Origin of the sequence: Paenibacillus sp. sptzw28 (assembly GCF_019550795.1) — a bacterium.
In the GTDB taxonomy this organism is placed as follows: Bacteria; Bacillota; Bacilli; order Paenibacillales; family Paenibacillaceae; genus Paenibacillus_Z.
This window is the reverse complement of record NZ_CP080545.1, coordinates 3,581,934-3,597,996: the sequence shown is the minus strand read 5'-3', so window position 1 is coordinate 3,597,996 and position 16,063 is coordinate 3,581,934. Positions and strand designations below refer to the sequence as shown.

Genomic DNA, 16,063 nt, shown 5'->3' with positions numbered 1-16,063 from the left:
GTGAACAGCCATACAATACCGGGGGATGACCATATGCCGAGCTGGCTCAATTTCAGACACAGCATATTTCTGAAATTTTCTCTTGCGTTTCTTACAGTGGGCCTGCTTCCGCTGTTTGTGCTAAGCTTCCTGTCGCTTAACCAATTTACTAGCCAGGTTGAACGCCATACGGTAAACAATTTGCGCCAAGTGGTGCTTTTCATGAGTAAGAACGCTGATGATATCTTCACCAGCTATAACGAAATATCGAAAATGATGTATTACAATACGGAGGGTACCCAGTCCTTATTCGATAATGCCATTCAGCGCCAAGGCGGCGGAATAACGGATTCTTCCATCGATGATTTTTTGAAAACGGTATTATACAGCGACCAATATATTAAGAACGTTTTTTTTGTACGGACGGCCGACAAGGCGATTTTCTATCAATCGCGGACAAGCAGACCGCTTGACCCGACCGAGCAGTTTCCGCTTGTAAACTGGAGATATGCGCTCGAATCCCAGCCAAAGAGGCTGGCGGTATTCCCGCCGCACCTGGAGGCTTATTTCAATTCGCCGAATCAGGTTGTCACAATGGCAAGGAACCTGATCGATACGTCTGGAAAGCTAAGCAAGAATGCTCATATAATCGGTACCCTTTATTTTGATATCGAGCTCGATGTTTTTGATAATTTGCTGAAGCAGGTTAAATTAGGCCGGGCTGACCAGCTCTATGTATTGGACGGGCAGGACAACGTCATTTACTCAAATGAAAGGGACAAAATCGGCAAAAGGCTGGATGCGCAGGAGAATGGAAATACCCTTGTTTTCTCCGAGCCGATCCCTTTTCTGAACGGTCATGTAACCGCGCTTGTTTCTAAATCCGACCTTTACGCCTCGCTTTCGAAGATACAAACAAGCGTAACTGTAGCCGCTATTATATGTTTGCTGGCACTTGTCATTATGGGCGCTGCATTCTCGCGAATGTTCACCGGTCCGATCTTGGCCATCATGCGCCAAATGCTTCGAGTCGAATCCGGAAATCTGGAAACGAGCGTGAACGTGACGCGTAAGGATGAGCTTGGAAGGCTCGCTCATGGGTTCAACAGGATGATCGAAAGGCTGAACCTATTTATCAATGACGCTTATGTGGCGGAGATCAAACGAAAGCATGCCGAACTAAATGCATTGAAAAGCCAGATTAGGCCGCACTATTTATATAACACGCTTGAGGTTATCCGCATGAGCGCGGTTGCCAATGATGACGACCAGGTCGCCGATATGATTCATTCCTTGTCCAAACAGCTTAAATACGTCATTGATTATGGCGAGGAGTGGGTTACCCTGGGCCGCGAGCTTGACCATCTTCGCGATTATTTCCATCTGATCGAGGTCCGTTTCGACAACCGGATCAAGCTGCAGATTGAAATCAAGGGCGAGGAGCTCCTTAAGGTAAATGTGTTGAAGCTGTCGCTCCAGCCTGTAGTCGAAAATGCGGTACAGCACGGTATAAGGCCCAAGGGCGGCAAAGGCATCGTGCTTGTCACTGTGGAACGGGATAACGATAACATGGCCATAACGGTTTACGATGACGGCATCGGTATCGAAGAAAACAAGCTTCGGCAGCTTAACTCTCATCTGACCGAAACGGAAGGCTCTACAGGGAAAAGCATCGGCGTCAAAAATGTTCATGAGCGAATTAAGAACGCATGCGGTGAAGAGTACGGTCTTGATATTGACAGCAAGCCGCATGTCGGTACATCGGTCCGAATTCTATTCCCTTTGCAGATGGAGGTGACGAGCGATGAGAACGATCAAGGTGCTGCTAGCGGATGATGAACCGGTGATTTTGCGCGGACTTAAGAAACTGATCCCATGGGAAGAGCTCGGACTGGAAATTGTGGGGGAAGCATACGACGGCGTCGAGCTGAGGCAGCTGCTGGAGAAGTGTTCTCCCGATTTGATCATTAGCGACATCTGTATGCCGGGCTGCAGCGGGATCGATGTGATCAAAGACATAAACGCATCGCGTCGTCCTGTGAAGGTCGTCTTTATTAGCGCATATCAGGAATTCTCCTACGCACAGGACGCAGTAAAATACGGAGCGGTCGATTACCTGGTCAAACCGGTCGATAAGCTTCAGCTTGAGCAGGTTATATTGAAGACCGTCGCGTTGATCCGCGAAGAATCGGAGGAAGAGCGAAACAAGGAAATGCTCGTACACTTCGAATCCAAGAAAAGGACCGAAACGATCGGGGAGCTGCTCGACAGGTTGACCGACGGCAACCGGAGCGCGGCCGAATCCTTGACTCAGCTTGGTATTGTCACCGGTCAGCGCCTCGTAACTGTTTGTCTGGCGGAATTGGACGGTATATCAGGGAATGCGCAACGCTGGCAGGAGCGCGAACGAAAGCTGATCGATTTTGCCGTTTCGAATATCATTGCGGAAGCGGTGGTAAAGGCAGGCAGCGGTTTAATGTTCCGCAAAGGTGATTTATTCGGCATCCTTATTCAGCACGACGATGAAGAAGAACCGACCAAGCTCGCGGAAGATCTGCACAATAAAATCAATACGTTTCTAAAGCTTGAGATTTCAATCGGGATCGGCAGGCCGGTTAATCATATCAGCGAGGCGCACGAAACATACAGAGATGCCTCGGATATATTAAAAACGAAATATTTCCTGGGGCTCAACCGCGTTATTCCTCACCAGTGGATGGCGCCTGATCCCGAAGCAAGATTAAGGCTCGCGAGGCTGCAGACGGAGCTCGCCCGCCGGCTGACACAGGCTCCTGCCGAAGACTATCACGAAACAGTGAGGGAGCTGCTGACGGCAATTAAAACCCTTTCCTGCGGATGTAAAAATTCGGCTGTGGCAAGCGTCTATTCGACTGTTATCATGCTTGAACAGGAGCTGAAGAGTGTCGGCATTCCGATGGAGTCAGCGGATTCGGAAGGACATCCGCTGCTCGAAAAGCTGAGCGCCTACCGGTCCTTCGGGGAGCTGGAAGAAGGAATGGAGAAGCTCGTTAACGACATCCGCGCCCACATCGCGGAGAAGACGGGCAATAAGGAGCTGATGCAGCTCGTACAGGTCAAGAACTATATCGAGGAGCATTACGCCGAAAACATTACCCTGGAGTCCATCTCCGCACTGGCTTATATGAATCCCTATTATTTCAGCAGCTTCTTCAAAAAACACAACGGGGAAAATTTCAAGGCGTATGTAACCGAAGTGCGGATGAAGCATGCTCTCCGGCTGCTCATGCAAACGGATTTGATGGTCTACGAAATTGCTGAAAAAGTCGGATATAACAATGCCAGACATTTCAGCGATATGTTCAAGAAAAGATACGGCAAGCTACCGCAGGAATATAAACAGGCAGCCAAAGACTAGACTAGTGACAGCCGGGGGGATCGCAAGTGAACATAAAGAAGACATTGGCAAGGTTTCTGGTGCTTGCCGCAGTGTTCGCGTTCTTGTTATCCGGATGCAGTTTCTCCAATAACACCGACCATGCAGCCGTGGAAGAGGATCAGCAGAAGCAGTTTTCCTTTTCGATCGTCTACGCAGGCGGCGATGTCGCTCATAAACAAGCGGTGTCGACTATGATCGCCGCCTTCGAGCGGTCGCATCCCAATATCACGATAACCGAAATAAATTCCGGGAGCGGAACGTATCTGGAGTACTTGAAAACGAAAGATGCCGTTGGCGAGTTTCCGGACCTTGTTGAGATGCGCGATACGCAAATGTTTGCGGATGCCGGGCTGATCGCCGAGCTGCCTGAAGACTTGACCATGCTTTTCCGCAGCATTCCGACGGTTAACGGCAAGGTGTACAATGCTCCGTTAGAGCTGCCCGCGCCGCAGGGGATCATTTACAACAAGGAGATTTTTCGGCAGGCCGGCATTAGCAGGGAACCGCGAACGTATCGGGAGTTTCTGGAGGATTGCGCCAAGATCAAACGGCTGGGCATCACCCCGATCGTCGTCGGAGGCAAGGATATCTGGCATATGGGCTTCTGGGTCAACAAATTTCTGATGGATAATGTATACGCCGATAATCCGGACTGGAATGCGCAGCGCACAGCCGGTCAAGTAAGCTGGACCGATGCGGGGCCGATGAAAGCGATGAAGCAGCTGTCTGAATTATGGAAGAACGGGGATGTTGACCCGAAATTTATCACTATTGCCGACAACCAGACAGCTTCGTACCTTGCATACGGTAAAGCGGCGATGCTTTACTCCGGCCCATGGATGTTCCGGCAAATACTTGAGATCGATGCCGGCTTCGAGCTCGGATTTTTCGCGCTTCCCGATAACGAAGGGAATATCGTTGTAAACGGGCTGCCGTCTCCGGCAGGATGGTCGATCTCAAGCGATGCGGCTGCCGATCCGGACAAGCTCAAGGTGATAAAGCAGTTTCTGTATTTCTTCTTTAACGAGGAACAATATCCGAATTATCTGTCGGTTGTCGGCGGTATTCCTTCCACTTCAGCATACATCAGCTACAAGACGACCCAGCCGATGCGCAAGGTACTCGCCATCATGAATGACCCGAAAACGAAAAAATCGTTGATGATGAGTAGTTTCTGGGGAAAGAATGACCTCCCCCCGGATTTCCGCAATTGGTTCTATAAATTGGTGCAGGATATGCTCAGCGGCAGCTATACCGTGGAAGAAGCGATGAAAATGGCGGACCGGGAGTGGGATAGACAAGAGGCGGCGCTTCCCAAATGATGCTGCGGCTATCGAGAATGATCACTATAACGCGCTGAAGGTAAGCATGAAGGTTGGGAAGGGCCGCATTCTGCAGCTTGAATTCCGGGCTTACAATGAAGGAGCCGCTTTCCGCTATATCCTGCCTGAACAGCCGCATTTGGGTCCAAGTGTCGTCATAACGGGGGAATGCAGCCAGTTTAATTTGCCGCAGGGTTGCATTGCATATGAGCACCGCGGCGCGGAGGGGGAATACCATCCTGTCGCCGTCAGCGAATTAAAGCCTGATTGCGAGCGTCCGCTCACTGTCGTGTTTCCGGATGGAACTTATGCTGCGATCACCGAAGCAGGACTTGTGGATCATCCGCGGATGCTGCTGGCTCCCGATATAGAGCAGCGGTGCGCTGCTCAGCCAGCTTAGCGGCCTTATAACGGAATATGTCGGTTATGATAATATGGATACGACGCTGGAAGGCGAGAGGGCTGATGAACTTGTCCGTTCGGTGCTTCCGCTTGCAGCACCGTGTCATTGGGCAGACGGCAGGCAGGCTGCTAAGGAATGCCGGTACCTTGCTTACATTTATTCCGATGCAATGGAGGATACTCAGGCGAGAACGAAGGTTTCCGTTACGATACGCGAGGTGAACGCGGCGACGGAGCTGCATTCATTGCTGGCACCTTCCGGCGGTCAGGCTATCCGGCTTGTTCCCAAGGCCGCTGATACGAAGTAAAGTGGAATTTATAACAATTAAGAAAGCAGGTGGAGTGAAATGTGGACGGGAGATACTTATTTGGAGCGCTTGTACGATCAGGCGGCTGGACAACGGGAATTCGAAGCTGCGGGGGAAACGCCGGAGCAGAGGAAAAACCGGTTGAAGAGATCGCTGCGGGACTCTCTTGGCGAATTTGAACGTGAACTTGATTTCAGTCCGGAAGTGCTCGAAAGAGTGCAATGCGACGGTTACATACGCGAGAGAGTGGAGCTCTCGGCCATACCGGGACTTACGTTCGGCGCTTATGTACTGATACCGGACGGTATGACGGGTAAGCTTCCCGGCGTAATCGCGGTGCATGGGCATGGCTATGGCAGCCGGCAAATTTGCGGCATGCTTGAGGACGGAACTCCCGATACGGGCAAGCCCGGTATATATAACCACTTTGCGGTGCAGCTCGTCAGGAAAGGGATGGTTGTCATTGCGCCGGATGTGATCGGCTTCGGCGAACGCCGCATGCAGGCCGATTTGGCGAAAGATCCGGACGCGCCGAGCTCCTGCTACCGGATGTCGACACAGCTGCTGATGCTCGGTAAGACGCTTACCGGGCTTCGCGTGACGGAAATGCTGAAGACTCTCGATTATTTCAGTACTCGTGAAGAGATAGATCCCGAGAGGATCGGAATTGTCGGCTTCTCCGGCGGCTCGCTCATCTCTTATGTTACTGCGGCGCTGGATGAGCGCATAGGTGCTGCAGTACTGATCGGCTTCCCGAACACTTTCAAAGACAGTATAATCGCTATCCAACACTGTATATGCAATTATACGCCAGGCATACTGATGCAGGCGGAGCTGCCTGAACTGATGGGGCTGATTGCGCCGCGTCCGTTGTTTCTGGAGTCCGGCGACGAGGATCCAATATTTCCGGCAGCCGGCTTTAGTAAAGCCGTCCGGGAGCTGCAGGCGATTTACGGCAGTGAAGAGGCGGAAGAACGGTTCGCCTGCGACCTCTTCCACGGAGTGCACGAGGTAAGCGGGCAAAAATCATTCGATTGGCTGAAACTGAATTTATCCTAATGATCTGCGCATCGCGAAGAATGAAAAGCGTACACTACGGTGTGCGCTTTTATTTCATAGCAAGCGTTCATTACAGCAGATACTGGTTCTGTTCATTTTCAAATTCCTTCTGACCGGGCACATGCTTGTTTTTGTTCTCAATACGGAATTACGCCGGTCGGCTCCAGGATCGCTTGGTCTTTTCGAACCGCAATCATCCCAATAAGCAGTGGAAATCTCTTCAAAGATAATAAGTAATTACATAACCGCTACAAGTTATCGGAACAGCGAGTCATTGGTCAGGACGTAAGGAATGCGGTCACTGACCGTTTTTTATTAAAATTATTGAATTAATATTCATATGGATGTAATATTATGCATTATGGATTAGGGAGGAAAGACATGAAGGTCCAAGAGGGAGAGGACACGGCTTCATTATTGGCTAAGGCAAATGCAACGATTTTGTTTACTGCGGCCCGGCCTGAGATTGTAATGGAGCGCGGGGAAGGCATGTACCTGTGGGATACGGAGGGAAAGAGGTACCTGGATTTTGTCGGAGGATGGGCCGTAACGTGCCTGGGACATTCGCCCGCTGTGATTAAAGAAGCTTTGGAGCGGCAGGCCGCCATTCTGGTGAATTCAAGTCCGTCGTTCTACAATAAGCCGATGATCGAGTTTGCTGAACTGTTGACCGAACTTTCGGGCTTTGACAGGGTATTCTTCGCCAGCAGCGGAGCGGAAGCCAATGAGAGCGCGATCAAGCTGGCCAGAAAGCACGGCGCGAAAAACCTGGGCGGCGCTTGTGAAATTATTACAACCGTGAACGGTTTCCACGGTCGTACGCTTGCAATGATGTCCGCAACGGGGAAGAAGCATTGGGAAAGCCTGTTCGCGCCGAAGCTGCCGGGCTTTAAGCATGTTCCTTTCAACGATTTCGATTCTTGTTTGGCTGCAATAGATCGAAATACTTGTGCAATTATGTTAGAGTTAATTCAAGGAGAGGGCGGCGTTCACCCGGCAGATGAAGAGTATTTGTACAGGCTGCGCAAAACATGCGACGATTACGGCATCTTGCTGATCTTTGACGAGATTCAAACGGGACTTGGAAGAACCGGAAAGCTGTTTGCTTATGAACATTACGGTATTCAAGCTGATGTCATGACTCTTGGGAAAGGAATTGGGGGTGGTTTTCCGCTTTCGGCCATGTTAACGAAAGAGCGCTATAACATCTTCGATGCAGGGGATCAAGGGGGAACCTACACCGGCCAACAATTGGCGATGGCTGTGGGATATGCTGTTGTTAATGAAATTGTGAACCTTGAGCTTCCCCGCCGTGCAGAACGACAGGGCAAATACATTCTTGAAGGACTACGCGAACTCGCGGAGAAATATAACATACAGCACATACGCGGCAGGGGGCTGCTCATTGCATTCGATCTCCCCGAACCGGTCGGCGCCAAATTCGCTGCCGAATGTCTGAAGGAAGGCTTGCTGGTGAACTCTCCGAATGCGACAACCATCCGATTAATGCCGCCTTTGATTGTATCAGAGGAAGAAATCGACGCCATGTTCCTGCTGTTATGCACCGTATTTGACAGAATGCTTGTCTCATCAGATTCATATTAATATTATGAAAGCCCGATTTCCTTACTTAATCAAAAAGGAGATGGAAGCGATGAGCATGTTGGTGGAGCCGTCGGCGGCGCACTGGTATAAGAAGGAGATGTCTTTGGCGGAGGGTGACTGCTTAAGAATATTCGTGCGGCTCGGCGGCTGTGAAAGTGCCCAGCCGGGTTACTCGCTCGGCATTATGAAAGATTTACCGGTTAATCCGGCGTTTAAGCTGGTTGTGGAAGGTATCATATTCTATATCGAGGAGAATAACCTTTGGTATTTGGATAATAAGGATCTTCGAATCCGGTTTGACGAGCATATGGATGATATCATGATGGAAGTCGTATGATAAAATGAGAACGCTTTATCAGACATAAACGAGATAAAAGGCCGCCGGCTTCCAGCGGCCTTGCCTTATTTGCCGCCTTTTGCTGCTTACCCATTGATCAGTTTGGATATCGGCGCCTTGAAATGTACATATTACCAGTGAACGATATGACGATAAGGAGTTAAGATCAATGACAAAACAACTTCTCGCCGTACTTGCCTTCCTTTCACTGTTTCTTGGAACGGCTGAAGCCGTAAGCGCGCAGGGCAGACAGGAACCGGATACCTACAGCGTAAACCGGGGTGACAACCTATGGGAAATCTCACTCCGATATAAGGTCCGATTGTCGGACATCATTAAAGCTAACCCGCAAATTAAGGACCCGCATTGGGTTTACCCGGGGGAACAAATAACGGTGCCGCTGCGCATGCTGAGCATGAACATCATGCCGATTGGAAACGAGGTCGTCAGGCTCGTCAATCAGGAGAGAGCAAATGCGGGATTGAATCCGCTGACGATGAACTGGGAGCTCTCCCGGGTTGCTTTCTTTAAAGCGGAGGACATGCGCGACCGCGCATATTTTGCGCACAATTCTCCGATTTACGGCAGCCCCTTCGATATGATCAGAGCATTTCGGATTGGCTACTCGGCCGCCGGAGAGAATATCGCCGCGGGCCAAGCCAGTGCGCAGGATGTAATGAACGCATGGATGAACAGCCCCGCTCACCGGCAGAACATCCTGAGCCCCAATTATTCACAAATCGGCATCGGATATTGCGAAGGCGGTTCGATGCGCTATTACTGGTCGCAAATGTTTATCAATCCATAACAGGTTTGGCCAATATCATATTGACTAAGCGAGCTGCCTATTTGGCGGCTTTTTTATTTTCCCACCAGAACTTATTCCCGCGGCTTTCGTCTAATTGAAGGAAAATAATTTGTCTGCGGAGATGATACATTGAGTTGGGTCGCCTATGTTGTACCGGGGATAATTCTGTTAATCCTGTATTTTTGTTATAAAAAAAGACAAGAGCATGAAAACACTCTCTACTTGAAGTTAATCGGATATACATTATTGGCGGGGTTCACGTTTTCCATTAATGGAATCAAGCTGCCGCTCGGGTTTATCGTCTTTCTTGCCTTTTTATCGCGTCCGAAGTTAAATGCAGCGGTCAAACACCGCGCAGCTTATCTGGGATTATTTCTGTTTATTTTCCAGTTAATCGCACCGTCCGTTCAGAACTATATATTTGAGCATCCGCGCGAAATCGCCGCTGAAGGAACCAATGCGTACGAACTTGATTTTGAAAAAAACTGGCTTGCCGTAAAAAACGAATTCGACGTAAATCAAGACGCCAGAATGGAGAAATTCGATATAGGCTATCAGCAAAGCGGAGAAATCAATCAATTGCGGTACGAATTCATTGAACGCGAACAGGAAGGGTTTATTTATTACCGGGTTAATTTGAATATCGCCGATCAGAGGCTGGTCGTGAAAAGGAATCGAATCGAAGGACTGTGGCCTCAGTATGAACGTTCAGTCTCCATCTCCCACTTTTTTGAACAATTAAACGATTATGATATACGCAAATTAGCACCTCAACCTGATTATTCTAATTATGCCCTGACCCTGACCGCTGAAGGATCGCAGATTTCTTATGCCGATAAGGATACGAAGAAATATATCATACAAGGAGATCGGATCGATGAGATAACTAATATGGAATTACCGGTGACAGGATTTATATTTAGAGTATGCGCGGGGGCTGGAGAGCCTGGCTTCATCGATTGTAAGGAACGGATCGACTACTTTTACGATGCTGTCTTTAACGTGCATGACGGAGATGTTACAGAGCAGGAGATCTTGCAATATACAGAAGCAGACAACAGAGTAACAAGCTGGTTAAATGACCATACAGGAGAGCAAATTGGGAAAGAAGAAAACGGCAAATTATATTTAAAGCAGGATGGGATATGGAACGAAGTGTCGGAAGATGCTTATGTGACAGCATTAAAAACAACACCGCATACAGAAAAAGTACTTCAGGATGGAAAGTGGCATGTTCACTATGAGAATAAATATGGAGATGCTCCGCATAAGTTGGATGTGATCATAGATGCCAAAACAGGAGATATACTTTCGGCGAAGGCGGAATAGACGGTAACCGTCATTAGATGACATTATAGATTTACAAAAAATAAGATTGACAATTGTTTGACCACCGTGTTAACTTACAAAGTATCAAATTGAAATCTCTGGAAAAAGAAAGGAGAGACCCGAACATGTTGAACATGAACCTTCATCCATTTTCTGATCGGCTTCACAGCAGCAATGTTCAACTGCATACTTTCGTGGCCTCCTTGAACAGAGAGAGCTTATACCCGGGCATGACCGGATAAGTTTTCACGCACCCAAGGTCGCAGGTCACGATTTCTCGTGGCATGCGACTTTTATTTTGTGAAGAAGCACATCGCTTGCGGGAGCGATGTGCTTTTTCTTTTTATAAATAATAAATCCGATAGAGAGAGGGGAGCAATACAACAATGCTCGCGGTAATGTATAAGCTTGGCTGGTTCTTCAAATTGGAGAAGAAAAGATATGCCGTTGCAATTGTGCTGCTGATCACTTGCGGCATTATCGAGGTGTTTCCACCGATGATGGTCGGCACCGCCATCGATTCCATTCATAATGGCAGCTTGACTTGGGACAGTCTTATGTTGACCCTGGGACAGCTCGGAGTCATTGCTGCTGCGACTTATATTATTAGCTATTACTGGCTTTCAAAGCTGCTTGGCGGCGCATTCGTCGTCGAGCGTATGATGCGTTCGCAGCTCATGAGGCACTTTCTGCGCATGACGCCGACGTTCTATGAACGAAACAGGACGGGCGATTTAATGGCCCGAGCTACGAATGATTTACAGGCCATGTCGCAGACGGCGGGCTTTGGAATTCTTACTTTTGTAGATTCGACGGTTTGGATGGCGACGCTCTTGATCACGATGACGGTATTCGTTTCGTGGAAGCTCACGCTCGTATCCATTCTGCCGCTTCCATTGATGGCTGTTCTTGTAGCCATGTACGGCAAATGGATTCATAAACGGTTTACAGCCGCGCAGGACGCGTTCGGAGACATGAACGACGGCGTGCTGGAAACGGTCTCGGGAACACGGGTCATCCGCGCGTATGTGCAGGAAAGGGCGGCCGAGAAACGGTTTGCGGGTGTGACGGAGGACGTGCTGGCCAAAAATATCGCAGTCGTAAGGATCGATTCGCTGTTCGAGCCTACAGTCAAAATCTTCGTAGGGGCCAGCTACCTGATCGGCCTCAGCTTTGGCGCCTATCTCGTTTATCATAACGAGCTGACGATAGGCAAGCTGATTTCGTTTAACGTATATCTCGGCATGCTCATTTGGCCGATGTTCGCAATAGGGGAAATGATCAATATCATGCAGCGGGGCAACGCTTCTCTGGATCGTGTTAACGAAACGCTGGGCTGTAAGCCGGATGTTCCTGACCCTGCAGACACGATACCTGTCGCTGAGCCGGGACCGATCGAATTCAAGGATGTGACATTCCGGTATCCAAGTGCGACGAGCGACAATTTGAGCAGCGTGTCGTTCACCATCCTGCGGGGGCAGACGCTCGGCATCGTGGGGCGGACCGGAAGCGGCAAGACGACCCTGATCAAGCAGCTGCTGCGGGAATATCCGCCGAGCGCGGGAGCGGTGATGATATCAGGTGTGCCGATTGACCGGATCGATATGGACCGGCTGAAGTCATGGTATGGTTATGTGCCGCAGGAGCAGTTTCTGTTCTCGCGCACCGTCAAGCAGAATATTCTATTCGGCCGGGATGAAGCTGGAGAGGATGAGCTGAACCGGGCAATTACCGCATCCGCTTTCGAGAAGGATCTGTCCTTTCTGCCTGACGGTCTGTCGACACTGGTGGGCGAGAAGGGCGTCGCGCTGTCGGGCGGACAGAAGCAGCGCGTTTCGATTGCAAGAGCGTTGATCGCCGATCCTGATATATTGATGCTGGACGATGCAATGTCGGCGGTCGATGCCCGAACGGAGGCTGAAATCATCGCGAACATCAGAAGCGAACGCGCCGGCAAGACGACGCTCATCGTCACGCACCGGCTGTCCGGTATTCAGCATGCCGACTGGATTCTTGTGCTGGATGACGGACGGATTGCTGAGCAGGGCACGCATGTAACGCTAATGCAATCAGGCGGGTGGTACAAAGAGCAGTATGAACGGCAGCAGATGGAAGTTGGAACTTAAAGTATAGGCGGGTGAACAAGAGTGAGCTTGGATAAGGAATTTGAGGAATACGATCTGGATATCGACCGTGCGTCCGGCAGCAAAGGGGCGACGGTGAAACGACTCTTCCAGTATGCAATGCAAGTAAAGGCACAGCTCATATTGGCGCTTCTTATGCTGACGGTTGCCGTCGGTACTGAGCTGGCGGGTCCGCTCGTGGCGAAGCAGCTGATCGACGTCCATATTACGGGCATCGAGCAGCCGTGGTACGCCGCGCAGCCGGAAGGCCGCTACGCCGTATCATACGAGGCAGGCGTATATAAACGCGCCGATCATTTCGCGGTGGGAGAAGGCCGCGGAAAAGAAGTGCGGGTGCTGCAGGTCGGCCGAGACTACTACTTCATCCCGTCCGCAATTGCATTTGACGGCAGCCGAACAGCGCTCGGGGATGGCAAGATCGAGATTTCCAGGGGCGAGGAATCGGTGACGTATAATGCCAGTAAGCTCAATACCGCGCAGCTTTACCGGTTTTTCCAGCCGGAACTTGGCGGTCTCCTGCAGCTATGCTGGTACTACCTGGGACTGCTGATGCTGTCCGCCGGGTTTTCATACGGACAGCGGTATTTGCTGCAGGGATCGGCGAACCGGATAATCCGGAATATGCGCAAAGACGTGTTCGGACATATCAACAGGCTGCCGGTCCGTTATTTTGACAATCTACCGGCGGGTAAAATCGTTTCCCGGATCACGAACGATACGGAGGCGATCCGCGAGCTGTACGTGACGGTGCTTGCGAACTTTTTTACGGGAACGGTATATATGACCGGTATTTTCGCCGCGTTGTTCATACTCGATGTACGGCTGGCCGCGATCTGTCTGTTCATCGTACCGACGCTTGCCGTATGGATTTTCTTCTATGGCCGGGTCGCCAAACGGTATAACCGGATCATCCGCTCGACGCTGAGCGAGATGAACGGGCGAATTAACGAGTCGATTCAAGGTATGGCGGTAATTCGGGCATTCCGCAAAGAGAAGGTAATGGAGCGCGAGTTCGAAGCATTCAACAACCGGAGCTACAACTATAAGAACAAGCTGCTCAGCCTTAACGCAATGACCGGCCACAACTTGGTGAACGTGATGAGGAATATCGCTTACGTGTCGCTTATCTGGTATTTTGGAGGGAGTTCGATTACAGGTCCCGGTGCGGTCGTGTCGCTTGGCGTCCTCTATGCCTTCGTCGATTATTTGAACCGGCTGTTCCAGCCAATCGCCAATATCGTCAATCAGCTGGCGAATCTGGAGACAGCACTTGTGTCGGCGGAACGGGTCTTCGTCCTGCTGGATGAGGAGGGCGAGGATGTTTCAGAGGCCCGAATAGACCGGTACAAAGGAAATGTGAAATTCGAAGACGTATGGTTCGCCTATAAAGAAGGCGAGAACGTGCTTAAGGGCATCTCCTTCGAAGCCCGGCAGGGCCAGACGGTAGCGCTAATCGGGCATACCGGCTCCGGTAAGAGCTCCGTGATCAACCTGCTCTTTCGCTTCTATGACGTGGACCGCGGCCGCGTAACGATCGACGGCCTCGATATCCGCACAATGCCGCGCCAGACGATGCGCGCTCACATGGGTATCGTTCTGCAGGATCCGTTCCTGTTCACGGGAACAATTGCTTCCAATATCTCAATGGACGATCCTTCGATTGCCCGTGAGCAGGTGGAACAAGCTCTCAAAGACGTCGGAGCCGACCGGATGCTGGCGCATTTGCCTAACGGCATCGACGAGCCGGTCATCGAGAAGGGAAGTACCCTCTCGGCTGGCCAGCGGCAGTTGATTTCTTTCGCCCGCGCTCTGGTTTTCAATCCGGCCATACTGATTCTGGACGAAGCAACCTCGAACATCGATACCGAGACCGAGGCGTTGATCCAGGATGCGCTTGAGGTGGTAAAAAAGGGACGGACAACGTTCGTTATCGCGCACAGGCTGTCCACGATCAAGAACGCAGATCTTATCCTCGTACTCGATCGCGGAGTAATCGCCGAACGCGGCAATCACGAGTCATTAATGCGAAGCAGGGGTAAATATTATCAAATGTACCAGCTGCAGCAGGGGGACAATACCGGCACAAAGCACCAGGTCGCAGCTGAAAGAGCCTTTACCCTGTAAGGAGGAAATATATTTTTCGACACGCGCAATTCGACAGTAAACTGGACGGATTTATGCTACCGTTAATATGTAACTGACACCATTGGACAAGGGGAGATCAGCGTGAAAATACTTTGGTTTGTAAAAAAGTATCATTGTGTAAACGGCCATAATTTTAAAAATTTCCTCTACTTTAATGGTAGTAAAATGTGTCCCAAATGTGCGGCGTTGACGATATATAAAAAAGCGTGACCGGATTGAGAAGCCCCGTTAAGGGGCTTTTTTGCTGGATTCGAACCGGTATAACGGTTCCGTTTTCACAAATCGAGCATAAATAATTGACAATATCAGTGAGAACGATTATCATAATCAACAGATTAATCCATTCCTTTACGAACGATTAAGGAGTTAGCGCATATGGTTCCATTCGATTTATCTTTATTGAGAGAGCGGCATAATATCACCTTCGAGGCTGCTGAGGACAATCAGGAAACGGCAGCGTTCGCACTTGATACTGAAGAACAAATCGAGCTTTTGCTTAACCGTTTCGGCGAAGGGTTAAACACCTCGGATAAAAGGGTCATCGGCTCCCTTTTTGTCAAACGCTACAGCACATTAATCGCCGGGGCGCTTTATTTATGGACACACCGCCTAATCGGGTTGGAAATGTCTCTGAAGAGAGTGCGGATTTCCATGAAAGGCATAGGCCTCAGCTTTCATATTCCGGATCAGGCTCAGTTTGAACCATTATACGCCGCCTCTGAGATGCAGCGGAAGAATGATTTGTATATCGGACATTTGCTTTCGGATAACGTCAGTCCCTTGTTTTCAATAACGGCCCAAACTACCGGAATCCGGGAGACCAATCTCTGGTCGCACTTCTCCTATTTGCTGGCGTATTGGAGGAAGGAGTGGATCCGGGAGGCAGAAACCTGTGAACTCGGCAGCAGGGTTGAGAACGTTTACCGTGTAATGACAGAGCAGTTTAATCCGTATTGGTTTCCTGGCCAAACGGTTAACCCGATCGTCAGCCGATTCCGAAATGTGGCTGATCCTCTGCATGAGGGACAGAGTATCATGCTCCGTGATAAATGCTGTTTAAATTATCGTTTGCCTGGTGAAGACCGGTACTGCTACACATGTCCTCTAATAACAGATGAGAAACGGTTAGACAAATATATGGCCGTCCATGCAAAAGAACATATTCCGGTGCTTGGGAAGCTGTAAGCTGCATGTCGGAAGGGGAAGC

Annotated in this window: 13 protein-coding genes; all 13 read left to right on the top strand. The window is 50.0% G+C overall.

Annotated features, from left to right (window positions below; all coding sequences use genetic code 11):
- Positions 1-33: 33 nt before the first annotated feature.
- Complete coding sequence (locus tag KZ483_RS16255) at positions 34-1,815, top strand: cache domain-containing sensor histidine kinase (protein ID WP_220348491.1); 1,782 nt, start codon at positions 34-36, stop codon at positions 1,813-1,815.
- Entirely contained in the window at positions 1,784-3,376 is a 1,593-nt protein-coding gene (locus tag KZ483_RS16250) for a response regulator (RefSeq protein ID WP_220348489.1), read from the top strand. Before KZ483_RS16255 ends, KZ483_RS16250 begins: the two co-directional genes overlap by 32 nt.
- 26 nt (positions 3,377-3,402) lie before the next feature.
- Positions 3,403-4,719, top strand: coding sequence for an ABC transporter substrate-binding protein (locus KZ483_RS16245; protein WP_220348487.1), 1,317 nt, complete (start codon positions 3,403-3,405; stop codon positions 4,717-4,719).
- Positions 4,691-5,119 (top strand): glycoside hydrolase family 97 N-terminal domain-containing protein, encoded by a 429-nt coding sequence (locus tag KZ483_RS16240; protein WP_309568677.1) that lies wholly within the window; start codon positions 4,691-4,693, stop codon positions 5,117-5,119. The genes KZ483_RS16245 and KZ483_RS16240 overlap by 29 nt, the downstream gene beginning before the upstream one ends.
- A gap of 34 nt (positions 5,120-5,153) precedes the next feature.
- Positions 5,154-5,429, top strand: a complete 276-nt coding sequence (locus tag KZ483_RS16235) for a hypothetical protein (protein WP_220348485.1) — start codon at positions 5,154-5,156, stop codon at positions 5,427-5,429.
- Between the two features lie 39 nt (positions 5,430-5,468).
- On the top strand, positions 5,469-6,488 hold the full coding sequence (locus tag KZ483_RS16230) for a dienelactone hydrolase family protein (protein WP_220348484.1): 1,020 nt from the start codon (positions 5,469-5,471) through the stop codon (positions 6,486-6,488).
- 381 nt (positions 6,489-6,869) lie between these two features.
- The gene (locus KZ483_RS16225; RefSeq protein WP_220348483.1) at positions 6,870-8,093 is read left to right on the top strand and encodes an aspartate aminotransferase family protein; all 1,224 of its coding nucleotides are present in this window, start codon (positions 6,870-6,872) and stop codon (positions 8,091-8,093) included.
- 49 nt (positions 8,094-8,142) lie between these two features.
- A complete protein-coding gene (locus tag KZ483_RS16220) occupies positions 8,143-8,430 on the top strand; it encodes a HesB/YadR/YfhF family protein (RefSeq protein WP_220348482.1) in 288 nt (95 codons plus the stop codon).
- 169 nt (positions 8,431-8,599) lie between these two features.
- Positions 8,600-9,238: a CAP domain-containing protein gene (locus KZ483_RS16215; RefSeq protein ID WP_220348481.1), complete on the top strand. Its 639-nt coding sequence runs from the start codon at positions 8,600-8,602 to the stop codon at positions 9,236-9,238.
- Between the two features lie 222 nt (positions 9,239-9,460).
- Positions 9,461-10,567 (top strand): hypothetical protein, encoded by a 1,107-nt coding sequence (locus tag KZ483_RS16210; protein ID WP_220348480.1) that lies wholly within the window; start codon positions 9,461-9,463, stop codon positions 10,565-10,567.
- 386 nt (positions 10,568-10,953) lie between these two features.
- Complete coding sequence (locus tag KZ483_RS16205; RefSeq protein ID WP_220348479.1) at positions 10,954-12,693, top strand: ABC transporter ATP-binding protein; 1,740 nt, start codon at positions 10,954-10,956, stop codon at positions 12,691-12,693.
- A gap of 117 nt (positions 12,694-12,810) precedes the next feature.
- A complete protein-coding gene (locus KZ483_RS16200) occupies positions 12,811-14,835 on the top strand; it encodes an ABC transporter ATP-binding protein (protein ID WP_220353483.1) in 2,025 nt (674 codons plus the stop codon).
- 396 nt (positions 14,836-15,231) lie between these two features.
- Positions 15,232-16,041, top strand: coding sequence for an IucA/IucC family C-terminal-domain containing protein (locus KZ483_RS16195; RefSeq protein WP_220348478.1), 810 nt, complete (start codon positions 15,232-15,234; stop codon positions 16,039-16,041).
- Positions 16,042-16,063 lie beyond the last annotated feature (22 nt).

What these genes read in the sequence shown, in the direction of transcription:
- KZ483_RS16235 (WP_220348485.1), top strand. Translation starts at nt 5,154, where the DNA reads ATGGATACGACGCTGGAAGGCGAGAGGGCTGATGAACTTGTCCGTTCG.
- KZ483_RS16200 (WP_220353483.1), top strand. Translation starts at nt 12,811, where the DNA reads ATGCAAGTAAAGGCACAGCTCATATTGGCGCTTCTTATGCTGACGGTT.
- KZ483_RS16195 (WP_220348478.1), top strand. Translation starts at nt 15,232, where the DNA reads ATGGTTCCATTCGATTTATCTTTATTGAGAGAGCGGCATAATATCACC.
- KZ483_RS16215 (WP_220348481.1), top strand. Translation starts at nt 8,600, where the DNA reads ATGACAAAACAACTTCTCGCCGTACTTGCCTTCCTTTCACTGTTTCTT.
- KZ483_RS16225 (WP_220348483.1), top strand. Translation starts at nt 6,870, where the DNA reads ATGAAGGTCCAAGAGGGAGAGGACACGGCTTCATTATTGGCTAAGGCA.
- KZ483_RS16255 (WP_220348491.1), top strand. Translation starts at nt 34, where the DNA reads ATGCCGAGCTGGCTCAATTTCAGACACAGCATATTTCTGAAATTTTCT.
- KZ483_RS16220 (WP_220348482.1), top strand. Translation starts at nt 8,143, where the DNA reads ATGAGCATGTTGGTGGAGCCGTCGGCGGCGCACTGGTATAAGAAGGAG.
- KZ483_RS16205 (WP_220348479.1), top strand. Translation starts at nt 10,954, where the DNA reads ATGCTCGCGGTAATGTATAAGCTTGGCTGGTTCTTCAAATTGGAGAAG.
- KZ483_RS16230 (WP_220348484.1), top strand. Translation starts at nt 5,469, where the DNA reads ATGTGGACGGGAGATACTTATTTGGAGCGCTTGTACGATCAGGCGGCT.
- KZ483_RS16250 (WP_220348489.1), top strand. Translation starts at nt 1,784, where the DNA reads ATGAGAACGATCAAGGTGCTGCTAGCGGATGATGAACCGGTGATTTTG.